The sequence below is a fragment of the Nocardia sp. CY41 genome, from assembly GCF_009829325.1.
Classification (GTDB): Bacteria; Actinomycetota; Actinomycetes; order Mycobacteriales; family Mycobacteriaceae; genus Nocardia.
The window spans coordinates 17,347-40,030 of sequence record NZ_VUOS01000031.1; the positions used below are offsets into that span (position 1 = coordinate 17,347).

General features: G+C 68.2%; 23 protein-coding genes. 11 read left to right on the forward strand and 12 right to left on the reverse strand.

All coding sequences use genetic code 11. The features are described from left to right. Nucleotides 1–13: 13 nt before the first annotated feature. Nucleotides 14–928: a GNAT family N-acetyltransferase gene (locus tag GVY64_RS30360; protein ID WP_159848985.1), complete on the reverse strand. Its 915-nt coding sequence runs from the start codon at nucleotides 926–928 to the stop codon at nucleotides 14–16. Between the two features lie 489 nt (nucleotides 929–1,417). After that, nucleotides 1,418–1,936, reverse strand: coding sequence for a GNAT family N-acetyltransferase (locus GVY64_RS30365; protein WP_159848988.1), 519 nt, complete (start codon nucleotides 1,934–1,936; stop codon nucleotides 1,418–1,420). Between the two features lie 468 nt (nucleotides 1,937–2,404). Here GVY64_RS30365 and GVY64_RS30370 point away from each other — a divergent pair, with 468 nt between their 5' ends. Then, nucleotides 2,405–3,142, forward strand: a complete 738-nt coding sequence (locus GVY64_RS30370; protein ID WP_159848991.1) for a FadR/GntR family transcriptional regulator — start codon at nucleotides 2,405–2,407, stop codon at nucleotides 3,140–3,142. A gap of 8 nt (nucleotides 3,143–3,150) precedes the next feature. Further along, nucleotides 3,151–3,867, forward strand: a complete 717-nt coding sequence (locus tag GVY64_RS30375; protein WP_159848994.1) for a sterol desaturase family protein — start codon at nucleotides 3,151–3,153, stop codon at nucleotides 3,865–3,867. A gap of 566 nt (nucleotides 3,868–4,433) precedes the next feature. Here the strand turns inward: GVY64_RS30375 and GVY64_RS30380 are convergent. Further along, complete coding sequence (locus tag GVY64_RS30380) at nucleotides 4,434–4,991, reverse strand: TetR/AcrR family transcriptional regulator (RefSeq protein WP_159848997.1); 558 nt, start codon at nucleotides 4,989–4,991, stop codon at nucleotides 4,434–4,436. Between the two features lie 119 nt (nucleotides 4,992–5,110). On the opposite strand from GVY64_RS30380, the gene GVY64_RS30385 reads away from it, so the two are divergent. The 6 genes from GVY64_RS30385 to GVY64_RS30410 all read left to right on the forward strand — a co-directional run bounded on the left by GVY64_RS30385 (nucleotide 5,111) and on the right by GVY64_RS30410 (nucleotide 11,060). Beyond that, entirely contained in the window at nucleotides 5,111–5,857 is a 747-nt protein-coding gene (locus tag GVY64_RS30385; protein WP_159849000.1) for a carboxymuconolactone decarboxylase family protein, read from the forward strand. Between the two features lie 133 nt (nucleotides 5,858–5,990). Next, complete coding sequence (locus GVY64_RS30390; protein ID WP_159849003.1) at nucleotides 5,991–6,197, forward strand: heavy-metal-associated domain-containing protein; 207 nt, start codon at nucleotides 5,991–5,993, stop codon at nucleotides 6,195–6,197. Between the two features lie 16 nt (nucleotides 6,198–6,213). Continuing rightward, nucleotides 6,214–7,152: a hypothetical protein gene (locus GVY64_RS30395; RefSeq protein WP_201298226.1), complete on the forward strand. Its 939-nt coding sequence runs from the start codon at nucleotides 6,214–6,216 to the stop codon at nucleotides 7,150–7,152. Between the two features lie 37 nt (nucleotides 7,153–7,189). Further along, a complete protein-coding gene (locus tag GVY64_RS30400; RefSeq protein WP_159849006.1) occupies nucleotides 7,190–9,436 on the forward strand; it encodes a heavy metal translocating P-type ATPase in 2,247 nt (748 codons plus the stop codon). Between the two features lie 161 nt (nucleotides 9,437–9,597). Beyond that, the gene (locus tag GVY64_RS30405) at nucleotides 9,598–9,993 is read left to right on the forward strand and encodes an ectoine synthase (RefSeq protein ID WP_159849009.1); all 396 of its coding nucleotides are present in this window, start codon (nucleotides 9,598–9,600) and stop codon (nucleotides 9,991–9,993) included. Then, nucleotides 9,990–11,060 carry a threonine aldolase family protein gene (locus GVY64_RS30410; RefSeq protein ID WP_236567373.1) on the forward strand — a complete coding sequence of 357 codons (1,071 nt, stop codon included), beginning with the start codon at nucleotides 9,990–9,992 and terminating at the stop codon, nucleotides 11,058–11,060. The genes GVY64_RS30405 and GVY64_RS30410 overlap by 4 nt, the downstream gene beginning before the upstream one ends. Nucleotides 11,061–11,291: 231 nt before the next feature. Here GVY64_RS30410 and GVY64_RS30415 read toward each other — a convergent pair whose 3' ends face one another. Both GVY64_RS30415 and GVY64_RS30420 read right to left on the reverse strand, forming a co-directional pair. Next, nucleotides 11,292–11,636, reverse strand: a complete 345-nt coding sequence (locus GVY64_RS30415) for a hypothetical protein (RefSeq protein WP_159849012.1) — start codon at nucleotides 11,634–11,636, stop codon at nucleotides 11,292–11,294. A gap of 105 nt (nucleotides 11,637–11,741) precedes the next feature. Continuing rightward, entirely contained in the window at nucleotides 11,742–12,605 is an 864-nt protein-coding gene (locus GVY64_RS30420) for an NAD(P)H-binding protein (protein ID WP_159849014.1), read from the reverse strand. Nucleotides 12,606–12,690: 85 nt separating this feature from the next. Here GVY64_RS30420 and GVY64_RS30425 point away from each other — a divergent pair, with 85 nt between their 5' ends. Continuing rightward, nucleotides 12,691–13,518 (forward strand): helix-turn-helix domain-containing protein, encoded by an 828-nt coding sequence (locus GVY64_RS30425; RefSeq protein WP_201298227.1) that lies wholly within the window; start codon nucleotides 12,691–12,693, stop codon nucleotides 13,516–13,518. A gap of 311 nt (nucleotides 13,519–13,829) precedes the next feature. On the opposite strand, the gene GVY64_RS30430 is transcribed toward GVY64_RS30425, so the two are convergent. Both GVY64_RS30430 and GVY64_RS30435 read right to left on the reverse strand, forming a co-directional pair. Then, complete coding sequence (locus GVY64_RS30430) at nucleotides 13,830–14,105, reverse strand: hypothetical protein (RefSeq protein WP_159849017.1); 276 nt, start codon at nucleotides 14,103–14,105, stop codon at nucleotides 13,830–13,832. Beyond that, nucleotides 14,095–14,583: a DNA-directed RNA polymerase subunit beta gene (locus tag GVY64_RS30435; RefSeq protein WP_159849020.1), complete on the reverse strand. Its 489-nt coding sequence runs from the start codon at nucleotides 14,581–14,583 to the stop codon at nucleotides 14,095–14,097. The genes GVY64_RS30430 and GVY64_RS30435 overlap by 11 nt, the downstream gene beginning before the upstream one ends. A 246-nt stretch (nucleotides 14,584–14,829) precedes the next feature. Here GVY64_RS30435 and GVY64_RS30440 point away from each other — a divergent pair, with 246 nt between their 5' ends. Next, nucleotides 14,830–15,789, forward strand: a complete 960-nt coding sequence (locus tag GVY64_RS30440) for a helix-turn-helix domain-containing protein (protein ID WP_236567374.1) — start codon at nucleotides 14,830–14,832, stop codon at nucleotides 15,787–15,789. Beyond that, nucleotides 15,786–15,992: a DUF397 domain-containing protein gene (locus tag GVY64_RS30445; protein WP_159849023.1), complete on the forward strand. Its 207-nt coding sequence runs from the start codon at nucleotides 15,786–15,788 to the stop codon at nucleotides 15,990–15,992. The genes GVY64_RS30440 and GVY64_RS30445 overlap by 4 nt, the downstream gene beginning before the upstream one ends. Before the next feature lie 103 nt (nucleotides 15,993–16,095). On the opposite strand, the gene GVY64_RS30450 is transcribed toward GVY64_RS30445, so the two are convergent. The 5 genes from GVY64_RS30450 to GVY64_RS30470 form a co-directional block, all read right to left on the reverse strand. Then, a complete protein-coding gene (locus GVY64_RS30450; RefSeq protein ID WP_159849026.1) occupies nucleotides 16,096–17,190 on the reverse strand; it encodes a glycosyltransferase in 1,095 nt (364 codons plus the stop codon). Next, the gene (locus GVY64_RS30455) at nucleotides 17,187–18,554 is read right to left on the reverse strand and encodes a glutamate-1-semialdehyde 2,1-aminomutase (RefSeq protein WP_159849029.1); all 1,368 of its coding nucleotides are present in this window, start codon (nucleotides 18,552–18,554) and stop codon (nucleotides 17,187–17,189) included. The genes GVY64_RS30450 and GVY64_RS30455 overlap by 4 nt, the downstream gene beginning before the upstream one ends. Nucleotides 18,555–18,729: 175 nt before the next feature. Continuing rightward, on the reverse strand, nucleotides 18,730–20,064 hold the full coding sequence (locus tag GVY64_RS30460; protein ID WP_159849032.1) for a GNAT family N-acetyltransferase: 1,335 nt from the start codon (nucleotides 20,062–20,064) through the stop codon (nucleotides 18,730–18,732). Beyond that, the gene (locus GVY64_RS30465) at nucleotides 20,061–21,419 is read right to left on the reverse strand and encodes a glycosyl hydrolase family 28-related protein (protein WP_159849035.1); all 1,359 of its coding nucleotides are present in this window, start codon (nucleotides 21,417–21,419) and stop codon (nucleotides 20,061–20,063) included. Before GVY64_RS30465 ends, GVY64_RS30460 begins: the two co-directional genes overlap by 4 nt. Next, entirely contained in the window at nucleotides 21,416–22,681 is a 1,266-nt protein-coding gene (locus tag GVY64_RS30470) for a Wzz/FepE/Etk N-terminal domain-containing protein (protein WP_159849038.1), read from the reverse strand. Before GVY64_RS30470 ends, GVY64_RS30465 begins: the two co-directional genes overlap by 4 nt. Nucleotides 22,682–22,684: the final 3 nt, after the last annotated feature.

Below are 22,684 nucleotides of genomic sequence, written 5' to 3' on the forward strand. Positions count from 1 at the left end.
ATCGCCGCGCTGACTACTCGGCCTGGTAGGAGTATCTTCGCGACGCTACCCCTTCCGTGAAACCGCAGGAACGATATACACGACGTGCCACTTCGTTGGCCGAGTCGACACTGAGATAGACACGCTCGATCGCTTCCATACGCGTGGCTTCGGCCAGTACATGCCGGGTGAGCATCGAGCCATACGATCTGCCTCGAAATTCCTCGGACACCGACAGATAGTCGAGCCGACCGAAATCGGTACCGCTGACATGGATCCAGAGCGCGCAGCCGATCAGCCGCCCGGCCGACTCCAGGACAGCGACCCGATAACCGTCGTCCAGGTAGTCGCTGAGCCGCGCCAGCGGATCGGATGACCAATGATGATGTCTACCGAGCATTTGCGCGACAGCGGGAAAGAGGTGGTCGCCGCTGGTCGACAGCCCGCGAATAAACCTCTCCCCGCCTGCCACTACGCAGCCGTGTTCGGCCGCCGTAGTTTCGCAGCTCATTTCCAGCTGCGCTTCGCCGCAACGCCAGCCGGTCCGCTGCAATGCCTCTGCCAGAACGACATTGTCGTCGACGATGTAACCGACCAGTGCGCTGGATACAACCCTTTCGCGCGCAAGAAGCAGTCGCAGAGCCTGACTTGCGGTGTCGACGGTTCGCCATGACCCATGCAGCAGCGGCCCTATCAGGTAACAAACCGCATCCGTATCGGACACCAGCAATCCGGTGCAACCCACCGCTGCGCCTGCCGCGTCACACACCATGAACAAGTGATCTTCAACTTCGTTGCCGTAGAGCGCGAGTTCGGCCAGGAGCTCCTGCTCGTCGGCGCAGCGCGGATAGCCGATGCCCTCGGCTGATACCGACATACTACGCTCGCATAGCTTTCCGACGAGTGGCAGGTCACCCGCCACGGCCGGACGCAGTGAAATTTCCGGCACGGTCCTGCCTCCCCTAGTAGACCACTGCTCCGCGTTTCCCTCGGCGAGGGGGACGTAACGGCTTGACGAATAGCTCGCTCGCGAAGCGGACCCGAATCTATCCGACGACGCATCACTTCAAAAGCCATTTTGGTGACGCCACCGGAAGAGACACCACCCGGTGCACTCGGCTCTTCGGGCACCAACAGCAACCGCGCGACGATCGCGGCGCAACTCCAACCTTCTCGCTGTCGGGCAGCGCCGCACGAGACCACACGGAATGCCCGGCAGACATCTCCGGCAAATTGGCTGACCACTTGGCCTTCTGACCAAACCGGCGCACAGTAGTCGCATGGCGTCGCAACCTGTGGTCAACCGGTCGGTGTCGGCGGATGATTCGAGCAGGTCGCCGCGGATGTGCTCAGCGGCGAGTCGTCGACAATCCCAGCCGACCCGACGGTGGGGCGGATTCGGCTCCGCCCCACCGTCGGTACTGTCACGCCGACGGTGCTAGTCGATGCCGAAAGGGGCGGCGTAACGGACCGTGCCGCGCGGCAGCGGCTGAGCAGGGTCGAGGGTCAGCGCCATCAACGCCTCATCCGGAACGTCGATGGTGAGGCCGATTCCGTGCTCGGACGCCCGGCCGAACCCGAAGCGCGGGTAGTACGCCGGATGACCGAGCACGATGACGAAACGCTCGCCCATCCGCGACGCGGCCGCGAGCGCGGCCCGGATCGCGGCGGAACCCGCACCGGTCTTCTGGTAGTCGGGCAGCACCGCGCACGGGCCGAGGCACAGCGCGGGCGTCGTGTTCACGTGGCAGCGAGTCAGCAGTGCGAAGCCGACCGGGGTGTCGTCCGGCAGCGTGCTGACGATCGACAAGCCGTCGATCCATGCGGGGTCGTCGCGCAGTGCGCCGACCAGCTCGGCCTCGTCGGCCCGCTCGAACGCCGCGACGTTGATCTCGTGGATCGCGGGAATATCGGCAGCGGTTTCGGCGCGCACGCGCCAATCGATGGTGGAACTCAACTCGGATTCTCCGTGTTCATGATGGTCGGGACCGGTCACGGACACAGCACCACCGTCACGCGAGCCGGAAGGCCCGCAACACGAACGCCGGACGAAGAGGGATCAGACCGGGACCCGGGACGTTGGGACAGTCCGGGCGTCGCGTGTGACGGCGGTCTTCGGCGCGGTCATCCCGCCCCACCTCCTCGGCAATGCTTTCCCACCTCGAATACGGACGAGCGGATGTTAACTCCCCGACGGCAAGCGGGCCACCGAATTAGAGCTACGGACCCGGCGCCTGTCGGCGCAGCGTTCCGAACGGGTCCGATGAGTGCCGTGTCGCCGCTCCGGTCAGAACCGGCGCTCGGCGGGGCGGAAGATATCGCTCAGCCTGTCGTAGGCGTCGCGCAATGGCCGTCGAGGACAGCGATGCTGCCGCAACTGGTCTGACCACTTGACCTCCTGACCAAATCGGCGCACAGTGGACGCATGGCGTTGCAACCTGTGGTCAAGCGGTCGGTATCGGCGGATGTGTTCGAGCAGATCGCCGCGGATGTGCTCAGCGGCGAGTTGGCGCCCGGGGCGACCTTGCCCAGCGAGCGGCAGTTGGCGGAGGCGCTCGGGGTGTCCCGGCCCGCGGTGCGGGAGGCGCTACAGCGGCTGGCCGCGGCCGGGCTGGTATCCGTGCGGCAGGGAGACGCGACCACCGTGCTGGACTATCGCCGCGGCGCGGGGCTCGAGGTGCTGCCCAGGTTACTGGTGCAGGCAGGGGAACTGGACCCCGCGGTCGCTCGCAGCATTCTGGAGGCCCGCCTGCACAACGGGCCGAAGGTGGCGGAGTTGGCCGCGCGGCGGGTAGGCGCGATCGGCGCCGACGGGGTTCGTCCCCTGCTGAAGGCATCCGTCGAAGCGCTTGCCGCCGAGCAGGACCCGATCGCGCAGCAGCGGCACGCGATGGAGTTCTGGGATCACGTCGTGGACGCGGCCGACTCGATCGTGTTCCGGCTGATGTTCAACATGTTGCGCGCCGCCTATGAACCGGCGCTCGCGGCGCTGGCCCCGATCATGTCCGCCGAGGTGGGCAACATCGAGGCATACCGCGAACTGGCCGCCGCCATCGCGGCGGGCCGGCCGCAGAAGGCCGCCACCAGCGCTCGGGCGCTGCTCGAGCCGGCGACCACCGCCCTGATCGAGGTTCTCGGCGGACCCCCGGTCACGCACAGCTAGGAACGAACATGACGAAATCCAAAGCATCCGAACGGGCCTCGGTCGAGGCGGACGCGCGGGCGCGGGTGCGCAGGGACGAGCGGGCGTTGCGTCGCGGGCTCACCCTTGGCCAGGCATTCGCGGAATTCGTCCGGCATCCGTCGCCGTGGATGATCGGGACCACGCTGGCAGGCGCGCTGATCGCCCGCGTGGTCGTCGGCGACTGGCAGATGACCGACCTACTGGTTCCCGCCGTGATGCTGGCGGTCTTCCCGGTCTTCGAGTGGATCGTGCACGTCACCGTGCTGCATTGGAAACCACGGCGGCTCGGCCCGCTCGCGCTCGACAGCGAACTGGCCCGCAAGCACCGCGAGCATCACGTCGATCCGCGCGACATCCCGCTGATCTTCATCCCGACGAGAACCCTGGCGGTGCTGGTCGTGGTGTTGATCGCGCTGGCGGCGTTCGCCTTCCCCCGCCCGGGCCTCGGCCTGACCTTCCTGATCACCATCACGCTGCTCGGCCTCGGCTACGAGTGGACGCACTACCTGATCCACACCGACTACAAGCCGAAAGGCTCGCTCTACCGCGCGGTTTGGCGCAATCACCGCCATCACCACTACAAGAACGAGCATTACTGGTTCACGGTCACCAGCTCCGGCACCGCCGACCGCCTCTTCGGCACCTACCCCGACCCGGCCACGACCGAGACCTCACCTACCGCACGCAACCTGCATTCGGCTTGATCCGAGCAGGTGCCGCCCCGCGACGTCAGCGGGGCGGCACTGGTGCGCATGACCTCCTCCGCACCACCCGTTCCAGGTATTCGGACCTCTCCGACCACGGTCCCGCGACGACTCCACCAGACGGGCACGACCAACGGCTCCGACCGTCGCAGGCGGCATGCCACGATGCCGACGGCAGCGGGTTCCAGCGACGGCTGTCCCCCGCGCCGCTCAGCGAACCGAGTGGTGCTTCCAGATCTCCGGCGACCCGCGCGCGGCATCGCGCTGGACCGAGTTGCCCCGGCGTGGCGGTTTCGCGGCAATGGCCCATTCACAATCGCATTCGATCCCTCGGCAAGCTCCCAAACGTCCCGGCGTACGGGTTCACAACACGAAGCGGAGTGCGCGCGATCGCCACGGGTCGAGTTGCTAGGCGGTCGGTGAGCTGCCGGTCGTGTCGCCCGAGCCCGGCTCGCCCTGCAGACGGGCGGTCCCGGCTTTGCGTCCGGCTGCGACGTCGGGCGAATCCCGCAGCGAGTACACAATGGCGCGCCGCCGCATACGGACCGGCGGTAGCAGGCCGACTCTCATGGCGTTGCGAGCAGACGCTCCGCGATGGTGCGGGCACGAGAGGCCGCGTCCGGAGTCCCCTCGCGGACGGCGGTGACGATCGCTCCGTCGACCAGCAGCGCGAGTTCGGCGGCCAGTTCCGCGGCGTCGGATCTCCCCGCCTCGATGAGCAGTTCGCTCAGGTACTCGATCACGCGGCGTTTGTGCCGATCGGCGACCTGATGCGCCGCGCTGCCGCGATCGGCGACCTCGACCATGGTGTTGATGAACGCGCAGCCGCGAAAGTCCTTGCGGGCGAAACGGTCGGCCAGGGCGTCGAAGACCGCGAGCGGCCGGGCGGCCGGGTCCCCGGTCTTCGCCTCGACCGATTCCCGCAACCAGCTCAGCCACCGGCGGTCCCGATCCCCCAGCACCGCGACGACCAGGTCGTCCTTGCTCGCGAAGTGGCGGTAGAAGGAGGCGCGTCCCACGCCGGACTCCTGAAGCAGGCGATCGATGCCGACGGCGCGAATTCCTTCGGCGTAGAACAGCTCTTCCGCGGTGTTGAGCAAACGCTGTTTGGCCTGGGTTGGCATGACGCAACGGTAGCAGAACGGAACCAGTCAGTACCATCACACTTGACCAAAACAGAACCACTCAGTACCGTCTTAGTTCGGAACCGATCGGTACCGTTTTGTCCGAGCTGGAGGCTTCGATGTCCCGCCTGCCCCTTATATCTCCCGACTCCGCCGATGCCGAGCAGGCAGACCTGCTCGGCGAGGTACAGCGCCGGCTGGGCCGGGTCCCGAATCTCTACGCCGCCATGGCGAACAGCCCCGCCACCCTGCGGGGATACCTGGACCTGCGCGACGCGCTCACCGAAGGAAAGCTTTCGGCCCGCGTCCGCGAACAGCTCGCCCTGCTGGTCGCAGGCGAAAACGGTTGCGACTACTGCACCGCCGCGCACACCATGCGCGCCGGGCGAATGGGCATCACCGAGCAGGCGATCGCCGACACCCTCGCGGCACGCGCCGACGACCCGCACGCCGACGCGATCCTGCACGTCGCCCGGGACATACTCCGCTCCCGCGGCCGGATCGACGATGCCGTACTCGCCTCGGCGCGCTCTCGCGGGGTGAGCGACGCCGAACTCGGCGAGATCGTGGGCCACGTCGCGCTGAACGTCCTGTCCAATTACTTCAACCACGTCGCCGAGCCGGAACTCGACTTCCCGCCGGTGGCGCCGGCGAAAGGCGCCGGAATGGAAGCGAAATGGCGGCCCGCGAGCAAGGTCGTGCTGGCCGAGGGCTACTCGCTGCTGGACCGCGAGGGGCGGACCGCACGCACCGTCGATGACGTCTCGATCGCGATCGAGGGTGGTTTCCTGCACGTCAAGGTGTCCGACTCCGCCGACGTACAGGTGGTCTCGGCGCCCGCCGTCGCGCTGGCGACCTACCGCTGATCCCGTTTCACCCAGCCCGGTCCGCGAATCCTGTCGCGGCCGGGCTTTCTTCTGCGCAGGGACTTGACAGTCATATACCCTAGGGGGGTAGGGTAGAATTGTATTCGGGAACAACCGCAGGAGGACATCGACCATGAGCACAACCACCGTGACCGTCACCGGCATGACCTGCGGCGGCTGCGCCGCCTCGGTCCGCACCGAGATCGGCCGCCTCGACGGCGTCGGATCCGTCGCCGTCGATCTCGGCGACGGACTGGTGACCGTCGAGAGCGCGAGCCCGATCGAGCGCGCGGAACTCGCCGCCGCCGTGGCCCGAGCCGGCTATGCCGTCGCCGACTGACGGACGGAGCACTGCGATGAACGCATCCATCAAATTCGGCGGCTTCGCCCTCGGCCTCGCCGCCGTCTTCGGAATCGCCCTCGCGGCCGGTGCCGTGATCGGGCCGGAGCCCGGCGAACCCGCCGCCCACGACGCGAAAGCGCACGACGCAGACTCGGTCGAGGCCGACGCACTACCAGCAGGAATGATGGCCACCGACCGCGGCTACACCCTGCGGCTGGACACCGCCCAGACCACCGCCGCGGCGAACGTACCGTTGCGCTTCACGATCCTCGACCGCGACGGGAAGCCCGTCACCCGGTACGTGCGCAGCCACGACAAGGACTTGCACTTGATCGTCGTGCGCCGTGACATGGTCGCCTTCCAGCACGTGCACCCGGCGCTCGACGGCAACGGAACGTGGAGCGTCCCGCTCGACCTCACCCGCGCCGGTGACTACCGGGTGTTCGCCGACTTCACCCCGGAGGGCGGCGCCGGGCTGACGCTCGGCGCGGACCTACGGGTGGCGGGCCGCTACGACCCCCAGCAGTTGCCTGCGGCGACCTCCACCGCGAACGTCGGCGACTACACCGTCACGCTGGACGGCACGGTGGTCCCCGGCCGGGCCTCGAAGGTGACCCTGTCGGTCAGCCGGGCGGGCAAGCCGGTGACGGATCTGCAGCCCTACCTCGGGGCCTACGGCCACCTGGTGGCCCTGCGCGCCGCCGACCTGGGCTATCTGCACGTCCATCCGGAAGGCCACCCCGGCGACGGCGTGACCGCGGCCGGACCGGGCATCACCTTCGCCGTCACGGCGCCGAGCGCGGGCGACTACCGCCTGTTCCTCGACTTCCAGCACGAGGGCGTGGTCCGCACCGCCGAATTCACCCTGACCGTCGCGCCGGGTACCCCCGCCGTAGACGCCTCGAACCAACAAGAACACACTGGTCAGCAGCCGGACGGCCACGCGCACTGACCCGACGACCGTCCGCGCACAGAACGGAGCAACCACGATGACCACCGCGACACAACCGCCGCCCTCCGGGCAGGTCGAACTCGTGATCGGTGGAATGACCTGCGCGTCGTGCGCCGCCCGCATCGAGAAGAAGCTCAACAAGCTCGACGGCGTCACCGCGACCGTGAACTACGCCACCGAGAAGGCCCGGGTCGAGGTCACCGGCGACGTCTCGCCGGACGACCTGATCGCCACCGTAGAGCAAGCGGGTTACACCGCGGCCCTGCCCGCTCCGCCGCAGCCACAGGAGAACGCCGCCGAGGAAGATCCCGCCGCCGCCCTGCGCACCCGCCTGCTGGTCTCGCTGGTGCTGTCGGTGCCGGTGATCGCCATGGCGATGATCCCGGCCTTGCAGTTCACCAATTGGCAGTGGCTGTCGCTGACGCTGGCCGCGCCGGTGGTGGTGTGGGGTGCGCTGCCGTTCCACCGCGCGGCATGGACCAACCTGCGCCACGGCGCGTCGACCATGGACACCCTGGTGTCGATGGGGACGCTGGCCGCCCTTGGCTGGTCGCTGTACGCGCTGTTCTGGGGCACCGCGGGCACGCCGGGCATGACGCATCCGTTCGAGTTCACCATCTCGCGGATGGACGGCACCGGCAGCATCTACCTCGAGGCCGCGGCGGGCGTCACCACGTTCATCCTGGCCGGGCGCTTCTTCGAGGCGCGGGCCAAGCGGCGCGCGGGCGCGGCGCTGCGAGCCCTGCTCGAGCTGGGGGCCAAGGAGGTCTCCGTCCTGCGCGACGGAACCGAGCAGCGTATTCCGGTGGAGCAGCTGAGGGTCGGCGACCGGTTCGTGGTGCGGCCCGGCGAGAAGATCGCCACCGACGGTGTCGTGACCGAAGGTTCCTCCGCCGTCGACGCTTCCATGCTCACCGGTGAATCGGTGCCGGTGGAGGTCGGCCCGGACGACGTGGTGGTCGGCGCCACCGTCAACGTCGGCGGACGGATCGTGGTGCGTGCCACCAGGATCGGTGCGGACACCCAGCTGGCGCAGATGGCGAAGCTGGTCGAAGACGCGCAGACCGGCAAGGCGCAGGCCCAGCGGCTGGCCGACCGGATCTCCGGGTTCTTCGTGCCGATCGTGATCGCGCTGTCGGTCGCGACGCTCGGATTCTGGCTCGGCACCGGCGGATCGGTGGCCGCGGCGTTCACCGCGGCGGTGGCGGTGCTGATCATCGCCTGCCCCTGCGCACTCGGACTGGCCACGCCGACCGCGCTGATGGTCGGCACGGGACGCGGCGCGCAGCTGGGCATCTTGATCAAGGGCCCGGAGGTGCTGGAGTCCACCCGGCGGGTGGACACGATCGTGCTGGACAAGACCGGCACCGTCACCGCGGGCAAGATGAGCTTGCTCGAGGTGATCCCCGCCGAGGGCGAGCAGGTCGAGCGGATCCTGGAACTGGCCGGAGCCCTGGAGGATTCCTCCGAACATCCGATCGCCCAGGCCGTCGCCAAAGGCGCCCGCGAGCGAGTGGGCGAGTTGAAGCCGGTCGAGGATTTCGCGAATGTCGAAGGCCTGGGCGTGCAGGGCACGGTGGACGGCCACGCGGTGATCGTCGGTCGCGCCCGGCTGCTCGCCGACTGGTCACAGCACCTCGACGAAGCCTTGACCGCGGCGATGCGCGCGGCCGAAGCCGAGGGCAAGACCGCCGTCGCGGTGGGCTGGGACGGCGCGGCGCGCGGCGTGCTCGTGGTGGCCGACGCGGTGAAACCCACCTCCGCCGAGGCGGTTTCCCAGCTGCGGGCCCTCGGACTCGCCCCGATCATGCTGACCGGCGACAACCGGGCCGCCGCGGAGGCGATCGCCGCGCAGGTCGGCATCGACGAGGTTATCGCGGAAGTGCTGCCGCAGGACAAGGTCGACATGGTCAAGCGGTTGCAGGCCGAGGGCAAAGTGGTCGCGATGGTGGGCGACGGCGTGAACGACGCCGCGGCGCTGGCGCAGGCCGACCTGGGCCTGGCCATGGGCACCGGCACCGACGTGGCGATCGAGGCGGGCGATCTCACTTTGGTGCGCGGCGATCTGCGGGCGGCCGCGGACGCGATCCGGCTGTCCCGCCGGACGCTCGCGACCATCAAGGGCAACTTGTTCTGGGCCTTCGCCTACAACGTGGCCGCGATCCCGCTGGCCATGGCGGGGCTGCTGAACCCGATGCTCGCGGGCGCCGCGATGGCCTTCTCCTCGGTCTTCGTGGTGAGCAACAGCCTGCGGCTGCGCGGTTTCCGCTCGACCGCGAACTGAACACCGGACGGGACGGCACGCATAGTGTCGTCCCGTCCGCGCGCCGACGACTCGCCGATTGGCATTATCTTTACGATGCGGGGCATTTCCGCCACTGTCGGGCCTGTCGCTTGGGCAGCAATGATCGGTGGTGTTCGCCGAAACACGAACAAAGGAAACCCATGATCGTCCGTTCCTTGAAAGAGACCATCGGCACCGAACGTGAAGTGCGGGGACCCATGTGGACCAGCCGTCGCCTGGTGCTCGCCCAGGAGAAGGCCGGCTTCTCCTTGAACGACACCGTGGTCGACGCGGGCGCCGAGCTCGAGATGTGGTACGCCAACCACATCGAAGCCGTCTACGTGATCGAGGGTCGGGGCGAAGTGGTCGACGAGGAAACCGGGGAGACGCATCTCCTGGAGCCCGGTGTGCTCTACCTGGTCGACGCACACCAGCGGCACACCTTGCGCGCCCACACGCGGTTCCGGGCGGTCTGCGTGTTCGACCCGCCCCTCACCGGCCGCGAGGTCCACGACGAGAACGGCGCCTTCCCGCTGCTGACCGAGGAGGACCGGTGAGCGACAGCTCTCCCGAGCGCGACGACCACGGGGGCGAGCCACCGCGCGGATTCGCCAGCGACAACAACGCCCCCGTACACCCGGACATCATGGCGGCGCTGGCCGCCGCCAACGTGGGCCATCAACCGGCCTACGGCGTGGACGTCCACACCGCCCGGCTGCGGGAGCTGATCAAACGCCATTTCGGCGAGCGCGCCGAGGTGTATCCGGTCTTCAACGGCAGCGGCGCGAACGTGGTCGGACTGCAGGCCATGTGCGACCGATGGAGCGCCGTGATCTGCCCGGAGTCCGCGCACATCAACCTGGACGAGTGCGGCGCACCCGAGAAGGTGGCCGGGCTGAAGCTGATCCCGGTCCCCACCCCGGACGGCAAGCTGACCCCGGAACTGCTCGACCGGTACGCGCGGGGCTTCGGCGATGAGCATCATGCCCAGCCCAGAGTTGTCTCCCTCACCCAGAGCACTGAACTCGGCACCCTCTACACGCCCGAGGAGATCGCGGCGATCGGCGCGATGGCGCGCGAGCGCGGCATGCTGCTGCACATCGACGGCGCCCGGCTGGCCAACGCGGCCGCCGCGCTCGACTTGCCGCCGCGTGCGTTCACCATCGATGCCGGGGTGGACGTGCTGTCGTTCGGCGGCACCAAGAACGGCCTCATGTTCGGCGAAGCGATCGTGGTGCTGGAGCCGGACGCGGTGCGCGGCGTGCCGTACCTGCGCAAGGCCGGGCTGCAACTGGCCTCCAAGATGCGGTACGTGTCGGCGCAATTCGTCGCGCTACTGGAGGGCGATCTGTGGCTGCGCAACGCCCGGCACGCCAACGCGATGGCGGCCCGGCTGGCCACGACCGTCGCCGGGGTACCCGGGGTAGAGATCGTCCGGCCGGTCCAGGCCAATGCCGTCTTCGCCACGCTGCCCAGGGAAGTCACCGAGCGATTGCAGAAGCGGTTCCGCTTTCATATCTGGGATGAGCGCACCGGCGAGGTCCGCTGGATGTGCTCGTTCGACACCACCGAGGCCGATGTGGACGCCTTCGCGGCGGCAATCGACCAGGAAATGGCCGCCTAGGAGAAACACCGGACGGGACGGCACACGTAGTGTCGTCCCGTCCGGGCATCCGCCAGGAGGTCTCCATGTCGGTAAGCACCGAAGGCGCGGCAGCCGGATGTCTCGCCGCGCGCTTGCTCGCCGCCGCTGCCCGAGCCCTACGCTCGTAGCACAGCGGATTCGGGCAATGCATGCGCATAACGCCATGGGCGAGCATACCCCTGGCACACCGAATCACAAACGGAAAATGGCTCAGCCGCGCAGGGTAGTGACCGTGACCAGCGAAGGCTGGAGGAACGACCCGTAGACCTCGATCGACACTCCGCCGGTCGGGGATTCGCCTGCCCACCGGGCGTGCTCGGTGATCCCCTCGCCGAGCATTGCTTTCGCGCCGGGCGACCAAGCGACGGCCACTTGACTCAACGCCGGGCCGAGATTCAGGTTCGCGATCGCCGCGGATTCATTGTTGTCGAAGTAGACCTCCGTGCCGCCGGGGAAAGGGTTCACCGCCACGGCGGACGCGCTCGCCCCGCCGAACGCGGCGGCGGACCCGCCTGCCACAAGCGCTACCAAGACCGTCATGACCCGTTGACGCATCCGAATTTCCTTTTCGTGTAAGCACACCGGCCGCACGGCCGGTCATGTCACCTTTGCCGAGCGAACCTCGTTCGGCAATTCGATGTGGCACTGATCACAAGCAGCCTACGGCGTGTTGCCGACAGCCGTGAAGGCATTCACGTTATCGGCGGCCCATTCAGCGAAACTCCTTGCACGGCCGAGTATTTCGACTACGTCGGCGGTCACGATCGCGTTGTGTCCGGCCCGCACATATGCCTGCCCCGCCAGTGCGCCGTCGACGAATTCGGCGGACATTCCGGACGCGAGCATATGTGCTCGCGCTTCGGTTTCGGGAATATCGGTCACTTCCACCGGGTGGCCGGTGACTGTCGCCAAAGTCGCGGCCAGATCATGCGTGGTGAGCAATTCCGGTCCGGTGAGGTGGTAGATCCGGCCCGCGTGATCGGCGGAAATCAACGCCTCGACGGCGGCTCCGGCGACATCACGGGGATCGACGACGCCTTGGGCGGCGTCGCCGGTCATATTCGGCACCGGCTGTCCGGCGCGGATCGCGGCGGCCCAGCTCAGTGTGTTGGAGGCGAAGGAGCTGGGGCGCAGAATGGTCCAGTCGACGCCGCTCTCGCGCGCGGCCTGCTCACCGGGCAGATGCCAGGTGCCGACGCGGCCGAGACCGGTGTCGCCGGTGCCGATGGCGGACAGTTTGACGATGCGGCCGACTCCGGCGTCCCGTGCCGTGGTGATCAGCGCACGGTCGAGCTCCACGTACTCCGGGCCCAGCACGCCGACGATGAACGCGGCCTCCGCACCGGCCATCGCCTTCGCCATGGACGCGAGGTCGGTGTAATCGCCACGCACCACTTCGACGCCTGCGGGGACGCGGGCCCGGTCCGGGTTGCGGGTGACGGCGCGGATTGCGGTCCCGCGCTCGCTCAGCTGCCGGACGATTTCACTGCCGATGGTGCCGGTCGCACCGGTGATCACGATCATGCGAATCACCGTGCCGGACGTTCGCGCAGGTCTCTAGGAAATTCCGGCACACCTGACGGGCGCCGGGCTGCCTACAGTAGAAGCGGTGACCACCCTGTTGCTCCCGGCCGTCGTGACCGCCGAGTCGGTCGAGACGTCCGAGGCCGCGCCGGAGTCGCTGCGGCCGTGGCTGGCCGAACTCGGCCGCATACCGACCGTGCTCGACCTGTCCGAGCCGTTCGCGCACGTGCCGCAGACCGCCACCACGATCGTGCTGCGCACCGAGCACGCCGATATCGAGGACCGCCGTGTCGCGCTCGTCGTCGGGCCGCAGACCAAGGCGAGCTACTCGCGGGCGAGCAAACCCGCGGGCTGTGTCCGCTTGCGGCTGGCCCCGGGTACGGTCCCCGCGCTGCTCGGCGTTCCGGCGGCCGAGCTCACCGATCGCGTGCTGCTGCTGGACGATCTACCCGGCCCGGTCGCGCAGCTGGCCGCCGAGCTGATCGAACTCGACCACGACGAGGTCGTGCCGTACCTGGAGAACGAACTGCCGCGCCGCATCCCCGACGATCCGGCCCGGCGCGCCCACCGCCGGCTCCTCACCACCGCCGTAGCCGCCATCGCCGCCGACCACCCGCTCTCCGTCACCGAGTTGGCGGCGCGCCTCTCGGTCAGCGAACGCCAACTCCGCAATCTGTTCACCAATGGCATCGGCGTCTCCCCCAAACACTTCGCACGCATCAATCGAGTCCGCCAGGTCCTGTCCCGAACCGACGGCACACCGCTGGCCGATATCGCCACCGGCACGGGCTATTACGATCAGTCCCACATGACAGCCGATTTCCGCAGCCTGATGGGCGTCCCGCCCACCTCATACCTCCGAGGTGAGGTCCCGGCCCCTTCCCCATGCCGCGCACTCACCCGTCGCCGCTGACCGGGGCACCATCGGTTTCGTTTCCGTCGAAATGTTTCACAACGTCAGCTGACCGACCGGGGCGCGCGCTTACCCACTACCGCTGACTCTGCGTGCGGCACGCTCGCAATACAGCCGTTCGCAGGGGAGGCGGGGTAAGCCCTCTGCGCCGTCCGGGAGGATTTCGACCGCGTCGGGGTAATGGGCGTGCCGCCATTCGCGCGCGAATGTCATAGCCGCCGTGACGCATGCGGCGAAATCCATTCGCAGACCGTGCAGGAATACGCTCACGTGGACGTCGTCCGATGGATTCGTACAGGAATCGCCGCACATCAGGCACCTGATCCCGGTGTGGGCGTCATGCGATCACTTACTTTTCCAGCGACGTTCGATTCGATGCGGCGGAAGTACCGGTAATCCTCGCGGCTGACGATCACCGCCGCGACGCGCGTCGCGCATGATGAGTAGTCGCAGTCGTAGTGCAACGCGAGCGCCTTCCTGGCGTTAGCGGGACTGGATACCGCCCACTGCGGATTGTCGTGCGCCAGCCGGGACCGCAACCCCTCGACGCGGAGGAACCACCGAGCGCGAGAGAGATCATCCGACATGGGATTTTCCCGCACTGCGCCGAGTACGCGGCATCTGATCCGCCCATGCCCGAACGGCCTCGACCACCGAGTGACCCGATGGGCGAAAGGTACTGCGCGGGGGCACGATCCAATGCCGGATCGCACCCACGGCAGCGGTGGGCGAAGGCAGCGCGATCGTCGCTCCGGACCGCGCGACCACCACGTCCAGCCGGAACAACTCGGCGAACAACCGCACGTCATCGGGCAGATCAGGCTGCGTGAGAAAGGTCCACCGCCCCGAACGCGGATGCCCCACGATCGGCCCGAGTGCGACACCTCCGCTCTGCAGGTGCGCTTTCACCGCCTGCCCGAGACGAATGGGCATCGTCATCGCCCACACCGATCCCGCGCGCATGACGATTCGCCCGAGTTCCGGCGGATCGACCACAGCGGGGAGGCCGCACTCCCGCCGGTAGAACAGGCACCGCGACAACGGTGTATCTCCATGCGTTTCCATCTGTTCCCCTCTCGCAACAGAAAGACGGTTGACGAGCGCCCGGTTCCGCCGACCCACGAAAGCAGCCGACCCTCCACAGCACGCGCGCAGCACAGCAGTCCCCCGCCACGCATGGGTGATCCAATGAGTGATTCGCGAAAACCGTCTCGTTTTCCCAGGTGACCACCCATACTTGCTGTTCGGTGGCACCCGTGACGCCGCAGCAGCGTCATCCACAGCTCGGGGGTGGGGCCACCCACCAAAGCAGTGCTTGCCATCTACCAGAAGGGGACAGCAGCAGTGGTCAAGCCGCTCACCAGGGGGAATTCGCAGCGCAACACCGTTTCGTCGTCATCCATGGCACGAACTCCGGGCGTACCACATCGGCAACTGGGCCGCGTCTTACGTGCGATGCGCCTGGAGTCCGGCCTGTCGATCCTGATGGCCGCGAAGGCGATCAGTCGGGGGTCTGGCACATTGCAACGGCTCGAGACGGGCAACGCGAACAAGATCTCCGATTCCGACATCGACAACCTGTGTCGGCTCTATCGACAGCCTGAGCGGGCAAGTGAGCTGAAAGCGCTCGCTGCTCAGCGAATGGAGCCGAGTTGGTGGGACGAGTACACCGACCAGGTTGCACCTAGTTTCGGGGTGTATCTCGGCTTGGAGTCAGCGGCCGAATCGGTGACCATCTACCGGCCGGATATCGTGTCCGGCTTGTTCCAGACACGCGAGTACGCCGAGGCATTGGACCGGGTGTACTTCGTTGATGATTTGCCCGAAGAGCGCGAGCGGCGTCTTCGCGTACGACGGGAACGCCAGAACCTCATACTGCGCACAGTCTCTCCCCTCCACGTCGACCTCGTCATCGATCAAGGAGTTCTGCGGCGAGTAGTCCACGGTCCCAGAGTGATGGCGAGACAGTGCCGCCACCTCGCAGACTTGCCGCCGAACGTATCGGTGAGAGTGCTGCCCGACACGGCAGGTTACCCAGTGGGTACGACGGCCGGGCCGTTCACGATCCTTGATTTCGGTACCAGCAGCGATGGCAAGGCGCTCGAGCCGCCTGTCGTGTACATCGAGAGTTACGCGGGCAGTATTCATCTCGAAAGGCCGGACAGCGTGCGCCGTTATCGCAACGCCTTCCAAAAGATTCAGCGAGTAGCGTTGGGCCGGACCGAAAGCAAGCGCCTGCTACGGCAGGTGGCAAAGGAGTACGCGCCATGAGCATGGACCTATCCGGGACACGCTGGTTCAAGAGCAGCCACAGCGGCGGCAAGGACGATTGCGTCGAGGTCGCGTACCTGGAAGGCGGCATGGTCGGCGTGCGGGACTCCAAGAACCCGGCCGAAGCAGCGCTAGTGTTCACACCTGGCGCGTGGGACGCATTCACCGCGCACGTGATCCACGGCGGTCCTAAGCGGTCGTGATCTGAAGCCCGGTACGGTGGCGTGCAGCGTCTACGGACATGGCGTGATCATGTGGGACACCGCTCGAGCGGTCGGATCAGGCGGCAACTCGATACGAGGTCGATCACACGTCGACGCATGCGGCCATTCGAGCCCGGAATGCGGGGGGCGCGAACGTTTCCGCATGGGCGCGGATGACGTGGGGGTCGTAGTGGGCGGTGTCGAAGTTCGCTATCGCCGCGGCCAGGCGGGTGACGACGTCCGGATCGGCGCCTGGAGCGATGTGTTCGCCTGTCGTGCCGGGCCGTACCGTATCGAGCGCGCCGCCCGCGCCGATGGCGATCACCGGGGTACCGCAGGCCATGGCTTCGACCGGGACGATGCCGAAGTCTTCCACGCCGGGCATGAGCAGGGCTCGGCATCGTCGGTACATGTCCCGCAGAGTGTCGGTAGAGGTGGCGCCCAGAAAAGTCGTCTCAGGTCCGGCGAGAGCTTCGAGCTGAGCCCGGAAGCGTCCGTCGCCCAGCACGACCAGCCGTTTCCCGGCGAGTTGGGCGGCTCGGATGGCGAGATCGGCGCGTTTGTAGGGAACGAGGCGACCGGCGTAGAGAAAGAAGTCCTCGCGGGCGCGTGTGGGATCGGTGGTGAAGCGGTCGACATCGACGGGCGGATTGATCACGGTGGCGGGCACGCCCCACCAGTCGCGGATCCGGTCGGCGACGGCGGTCGAGTTGGCGATCACCCGGGCCAGGCGAGGCGCGGCTCGCAGCTCGGCGTGGCGGGCCAGTGCGCCCAGGGCGCCGAGAGCGATCTGGCCGGCCCGCCCACCGGCTTCGCGGATACGGAACTCTCGATCCCAGGCCCATCGGGCAGGGCTGTGCACATAGGCGATCACGGGCGCGTCGGTGGCCAGAGCGGCCTGGGTGGCGAATGAGTGGTGGCTGACGACCACGGCGTCATAGCCCCGCAACGGCATACGTCGCAGGGAACGAGGGACGAGCGGCAGCAGCGGGGCGTGCCGACCGCGGGTCAGTATGTGGGCGCGGGATAGCCAGCTGTCGTGGACGTGCTGGACGGGCGGCCGGATTCCGCTCGGCATGGCAATCGGCGCGTAGATGTCCGCGCCGGGCCAGGTGCGGGCGAACTCGCCCACCACGGCTTCGGACCCGCCGAATTCGGTGAACCGTTCGTGGACGATGGCGATGCGGGGTGCGGTCATCGGGATGCGCTCGTTTCGATCTGTCGCGGTGCTGCGGTGCGGCGAAGGGCGGGAGCGACCGGTCGTCCGCGCAGCAGTCCGTCGACGGTGCCGCGTTCGAGTGCGGTGCGGTACACCTGTGCCGCCTCCGCGCAAGCCGCCAGGGTGGCGGCGATCGCGCCGTGGTCGTGTGCCGCCGAGGTGACGAAGGATTGCCCGAGCACTCCGCGTTGGAGCAGTTCTTGCAGGAACAAGGTGCGGAATGCCTGGCTGGGTTTTCCGTGGGAATCGAGGGTTTCGAAGATGAGGCAGGAGGAGCGACCGCGGGCCCGGAGGTGGTCACCGATGCCCAGTTCGTCTGCCAGCGAGGCGAATCCGGTCGCCAGTGCGGCGCCCGCCGTTTCCATGCGGGAGATCGGATCGCCGGTCCGGTAAGCCGCGGCGACCGCGCGGAAGGCCGCGAGCCCGCTGGTTTCCGGGCCGTGCGTGGTGGACAGCAGGAATACGCGGTCGGCACCGGTGCGCAGGCCGCCCAGCTCCAGATACTCACGTCGTCCGGCGAGGGCCGAGATGGGGAATCCGTTACCCATGGCCTTGCCCCAGCAAGACAGGTCGGGAGTCACGCCGTAGACGGACTGCGCGCCGCCGGCGGCCCAGCGGAATCCGGTGATCATCTCGTCGAACACCAGCAAGGCGCCGTGCCGATCGCACAGCGCGCGTACCGCTTGGAGGTAGCCGGGCTCGGGTTCCGCCGTTGCGGTGGCCGCCTCCATGACGACCGCGGCCACGCTGTCGCCCGCCAGGACCGCGGCGAGAGCGTCGACGTCGTTGTAGGGGAACCGGACGGTATCGGCGCCGACATGATCGGGGATGCCCGCCGACATCGGTGTCGTCGCGATGAACCAGTCGTCGACCGAGAAGAACGGCTGCTCGCAGACGGCGATCCGCTCGCGGCCGGTCACGGCCCGGGCCAGCCGGACGGCGGCGGTGGTGGCATCGGAGCCGTTCTTGGCGAACTTGACCATGTCCGCACCGGGAACGAGGTCCAGGAAGTCCTCGGCGGCGAGCAGTTCCAGTTCGGTCGGCCTGCTGAAGTTCACTCCGTCGGCGATCGTGGTCGTCACGGCATCGAGAACCGGTGCGTAGCCATGGCCGAGGGTGACCGAACGTAAGCCCATTCCGTATTCGACGTACTGGTTGCCATCAGCGTCCCACACGCGGCATCCCTTGCCGCGCACCAATATCGGTGCCATCTGCTCGGGATACTGGTCGGCTCCGCGGGCGTAGGTGTGAGCGCCGCCGGGCACCAGCTCGTGCAGCCGACGTTGCAGCACATTGCTGCGGGCGAACCCGTGGTGCGGTGGGACGTCGGGGGGCAGATTCATCTGGTGCTCCGTGTGCGGTGCGGGCGGGATACCGGCGGGAAGCCGGGATAGCAGAGCGGAAGTGTCGGACCGGGCTACCCTCGGGGTCGCGGGACCGGCCGGAGGCGTTGTGGTCGTGCGTCGGCGTGCACGCGGTCGCCGAACTCACGGACTCGGCCCTCGACGGGTCGGCACGTCATCCGGGGGCAGCCGTGCCGGCCGGATGACTGTACGCCCAGAGGTCGTGATCGCCGCGGGGGCCGAAGACATCGAGGTGCCCGCGCATTCGCCCCTCCTCGGCGAACCCGGCCGCGGCGGCCGCAGCCGCCGCGGCCGGGTCGGATACCGGGATCGCGGTGGCTATGCGGAGGATCCCGAGCCGTTCGGTCGCATGGTGCACCAGCAGACGGAGCACGCGTGCCCGGAGTTCCGGGCGGGCCGAGGCATCGGTCCAGATGCTCAGCCGGATGTTGCGATCGAACATGTCCAGCCCGTGCAGCCGGGCTTCACCGACGAAGCGGCCATCGTCCAGGATCGTCAGCGTCAGCCCTGGCCGGGAACGCAAACCCGTTCTCGCTTCGGCGAGTTCGGCCAGCCAGTGGCGCAGGGAATGTCGGCGCAGCCAGGCGGCGAGTGACATGTGCGGATCACGTGCCAGCGTCACACGGTTGCGGATGCGGGCCGCGCGGCGCTGCCGGAAGTCGGAGACACGGCGTGATCGCACCAGCACACCGCCGCGGTCGTCGGAGTCGGTGAGTGCGATGGCGGCGCTGCCGCGCAGCCACCGGAACACCCGCCGCGATCGGGATAGCTGGTACCGCAGATGCGCGGCCGCGATGCTCAAGGGGGGCGGCCCGTGCGGGGCGGCAGAGGCGGCGGGCAGTCGCGTCGTCGTCGGGTGGAGGCGTTGCCGGGCCACATAGTCGGAGGTGAACCCGTGGTCGGGCCGATCGGCGCGGGTCACCGCCCACAGCTCGTGGTCGCGGCGCGCGCCACCGGCATCGAAATAGGCGCGCATCCGGGCTTCGTATCGCAGGCCCGCCGCGGTCGCGATCTTGGCCGCGGCGATGTTGCCGGGCGCGATCGGTGCGCTGATTCGCATGAGGCCGAGGCTGTCGAATCCGAAGACCGTCATCATGGTCAGGACGAGGGCGCCGATACCGCCGCCGGCGACGGCGGAGCCGATCCAGATGCCGAGCTCGGCGCTGCCTGCCGCCGCGTCGATCGAGGCCAGTTCGACCTGTCCGGCGAACCGACCGGCCACCTCGATGACCATGCTCATCCGTCGCCCGGCGCGTGCGTCGGCCCGGTTGTCGAGGCATTCCCGCACCCAGTGGCGGGCGGTGTGGCGGGCGGGCCAGTCCTGTTCCGAGCTGACCCAGTAAGGCTCGATGATCGCGCGGTCACGGAGCCGGATCCGCCGCCACTCCGCGAAATCGTCGAAGCGCGGCGGCCGCAACCGCACCGCCGTACCGACGGGACCGATGATGGCCGGCTGCGCTTCGATGCGGCGGTGCCGTCGTCGGGTCATCCGCCGGGACGCTTCCTGCCGAGCGCTACCGTGCCCAGCTTCCCGTCGTCGGAGACGGTGAGCCGCCAGTATCCGCCGTCCGGCGCCCTGAGCACGGGACCGTTGTCGGCGTGCTCGCAGACCCAGGTTCCGTCGGCGGTCACCGCGGCGCGGACGGCGCCGTCGCCGCTCTGTGCCTGGAACACATCCGCGCCGTGCGGCCCCGCTTGGGACACCACGGTGCCGGTGAAGCGCGGCGTGCGCATGCCCTTGCGGCCGATGACGTTCCAGCCGGTCGGAAACGTCTCGACGGGAATGTCGTCGGTGATCCCGGAGATCAATCCGACCGCGGTGCCTTCCGGACAGCCGACGGGATCCACGCGCACCGGGATGCCCGGCGGCCGCGACTCCGCGTCGAAGATCACGTTCGCCAGATACGGCTGTCGGCAGTAGTTCAGTTCGATCCCGACCGAACGGGCCGCGACCTTCGCGTTGACCATGCCGAACTGCGCGGGTCCACCGCGCCCGTTCGCACCGACCGACAGGGCGACCTCGGCGCCTTCGAACCACACGTTGGTCAGCCACCAGTCGTTGGCGGCGCCGTCGACCCGCAGGTGGCGGTCGGTGGTGAGCGGATTCTGGTCGGAGACGAATTCGACGTTGGTGAGTGCCAGCCCGGCGTTGTGGTCGTTACCGGTGCCGAGGACGCCGGTGTGATTGCTGGTGAACTTCGAGGAGGTGACGTAGTTCTGGATACAGGATGTGGTCAGTCCGATCCCGAAGTTGTTGATATCGCAGTTGATGAAGGCGGTGCCGCCGGTGTTGTCGCGCAGCACGACGCCGCGCTGGGTCAGGTACTGCGGATGGTTGTCGCTGAGGTGGTTGCCGCGCAGTACCACCGCGTCGAAGGAGCAGCGGAAGCATTCCGACAGCTCGACCGCGGTCGAGCCGGGACCTGTGGTGAAGATCCCCAGCCTGGCGAAACGGACCCGGCTGCGCTTGCGCAGCCGCACCAGAGTGCCGTTGCCCGCGTAGACGATCGTGGTGACGTCGGCGCCGTCGCCGAGAATCGTGGCATAGTCCGGCAGATCGGGCATCGACTCGACCCGGTAGTGCCCGGCGGGCAGGTAGAGCACCAGCGGCCCGTTCTGATCCGCGGCCACGGCCGCGGCCAATGCCTTGGTGTCGTCGGCGATTCCGTCTCCGACGGCTCCGAAATCCCGGATGTTGCGCGCTCGGGGCGCATCGGTGGTGGGCGACCGGAACTGCGGGTCGTCCGGCTCGGCTGTGCCGCAGGCGGCGGTGAGCGGAATGGCAGCCGCCGCACCCAGAGTCGCGGCGAGCAAGCGGCGCCGCCGGAGAAAGTCGTCGCTCATACCTTCAACCTTTCCACCAGCCGGTCCACCGCCGAACCGGGTGTGCGGTGGCTGACCATACCGGTCAGCCCGGCCGTGCCGAACGCGCTCAGGGCGGCACGCAACTGTGGCTCGGTGAGGCTGCCGAGATCGGCGACGCCGAGGACGGCATCGGATAAGGGCGCCACGGCGACCGCGTCGGCGGCGGAGTTGACCGGCGCGGTCTCGATGACCACGCGGTAGTACCGCTCGCGCAGATCGGCGACGAGATGAGCGAAGTGCTCCGATGCGATCAGGTCGGAGGTGTCCGGCTCGATGTGCCCGATCGGCAGCACCGCGACCCCGGTCCCGCCCCAGTCGTCGGTGATCGCCCGATCCAGTGGTACGCCGCCGCGCAGCAGTGTCGTCAGGCCCGGACCTGGCATGGCACCGGAGCTTCCGCCGCCGGAGGTGTCGGCGTCGACGAGGATCACCGGATGACCGGCATCGGCGAAGGCCAGCGCCAGGGTGTTCGCCACCTTTGATTGTGATCGGTCGGTGAGGCTGGTGCATTCGATGATCTGCGCGCCCCGCAGGTGATTGCGCAGCCGCCGGGCCGCCTCGGAGGTGGATTCTCCGTGGTCGAAGGCGGCGACCACCGGGACCGGCGCGACCTCGGCGAGGTTGCTACTGGTGCGAATACGCCGGTCGGTGCGTTCACGCAGAAATGCGGCTGCGAAGCCGAGCAGCAGTCCACCGAACAAGCCCATGGCGACGAACCGGCTCGTGCCGGGGCCTGACGGAGCGGCCGGTAACCGTGCACGGTCGACGACCGAGACGCGGGCGGCGGGAGCAGCGCCTGTCTCGATGGATTCGAGACTGTCGACCAGAGCACGGAACTGGGCGACCGTGGCGTCGGTGAGATCACGCGCCCGCTGCGCGGTGGGCGCGGAGACCGCGATTTCCAGGATCGTGCTGGCGGGCGGCGACGAGGCGGTGATCCGGCCGCGGAACTCGTCCGGCGATTCCGTCAGCCCTTGATCGTGGACGACCCGCTCGGCGACCGCGGCGCTGGTGGCCAGTTCGAGATAGGACCGCACGCGCTGCTGGGCCGCCAGGCCGCCCTGGTAGGAGTCGTTGACCGAGGTACCGGTGGCCATCGAGACGTACATGGTGCTGCTGGCGACGTATGTCACGGCGCGGGAGGAGGCGTACCAGACGCCGGCCACCGTGACGGTCAGCGCGATCGCGGCGATCAGCACCCACCGCCGCCGAACGATGTGCCAGATATCGATCAAACCCATGGA

Bases quoted from the DNA above. Each gene is read 5' to 3' on its own strand.
- GVY64_RS30370 (WP_159848991.1), top strand. From the start codon at position 2,405: ATGGCGTTGCAACCTGTGGTCAAGCGGTCGGTATCGGCGGATGTGTTC.
- GVY64_RS30375 (WP_159848994.1), top strand. From the start codon at position 3,151: ATGACGAAATCCAAAGCATCCGAACGGGCCTCGGTCGAGGCGGACGCG.
- GVY64_RS30380 (WP_159848997.1), bottom strand. From the start codon at position 4,991: ATGCCAACCCAGGCCAAACAGCGTTTGCTCAACACCGCGGAAGAGCTG.
- GVY64_RS30385 (WP_159849000.1), top strand. From the start codon at position 5,111: ATGTCCCGCCTGCCCCTTATATCTCCCGACTCCGCCGATGCCGAGCAG.
- GVY64_RS30390 (WP_159849003.1), top strand. From the start codon at position 5,991: ATGAGCACAACCACCGTGACCGTCACCGGCATGACCTGCGGCGGCTGC.
- GVY64_RS30395 (WP_201298226.1), top strand. From the start codon at position 6,214: ATGAACGCATCCATCAAATTCGGCGGCTTCGCCCTCGGCCTCGCCGCC.
- GVY64_RS30400 (WP_159849006.1), top strand. From the start codon at position 7,190: ATGACCACCGCGACACAACCGCCGCCCTCCGGGCAGGTCGAACTCGTG.
- GVY64_RS30405 (WP_159849009.1), top strand. From the start codon at position 9,598: ATGATCGTCCGTTCCTTGAAAGAGACCATCGGCACCGAACGTGAAGTG.
- GVY64_RS30415 (WP_159849012.1), bottom strand. From the start codon at position 11,636: ATGCGTCAACGGGTCATGACGGTCTTGGTAGCGCTTGTGGCAGGCGGG.
- GVY64_RS30420 (WP_159849014.1), bottom strand. From the start codon at position 12,605: ATGATCGTGATCACCGGTGCGACCGGCACCATCGGCAGTGAAATCGTC.
- GVY64_RS30430 (WP_159849017.1), bottom strand. From the start codon at position 14,105: ATGTCGGATGATCTCTCTCGCGCTCGGTGGTTCCTCCGCGTCGAGGGG.
- GVY64_RS30435 (WP_159849020.1), bottom strand. From the start codon at position 14,583: ATGGAAACGCATGGAGATACACCGTTGTCGCGGTGCCTGTTCTACCGG.
- GVY64_RS30445 (WP_159849023.1), top strand. From the start codon at position 15,786: ATGAGCATGGACCTATCCGGGACACGCTGGTTCAAGAGCAGCCACAGC.
- GVY64_RS30450 (WP_159849026.1), bottom strand. From the start codon at position 17,190: ATGACCGCACCCCGCATCGCCATCGTCCACGAACGGTTCACCGAATTC.
- GVY64_RS30455 (WP_159849029.1), bottom strand. From the start codon at position 18,554: ATGAATCTGCCCCCCGACGTCCCACCGCACCACGGGTTCGCCCGCAGC.
- GVY64_RS30460 (WP_159849032.1), bottom strand. From the start codon at position 20,064: ATGACCCGACGACGGCACCGCCGCATCGAAGCGCAGCCGGCCATCATC.
- GVY64_RS30465 (WP_159849035.1), bottom strand. From the start codon at position 21,419: ATGAGCGACGACTTTCTCCGGCGGCGCCGCTTGCTCGCCGCGACTCTG.
- GVY64_RS30470 (WP_159849038.1), bottom strand. From the start codon at position 22,681: ATGGGTTTGATCGATATCTGGCACATCGTTCGGCGGCGGTGGGTGCTG.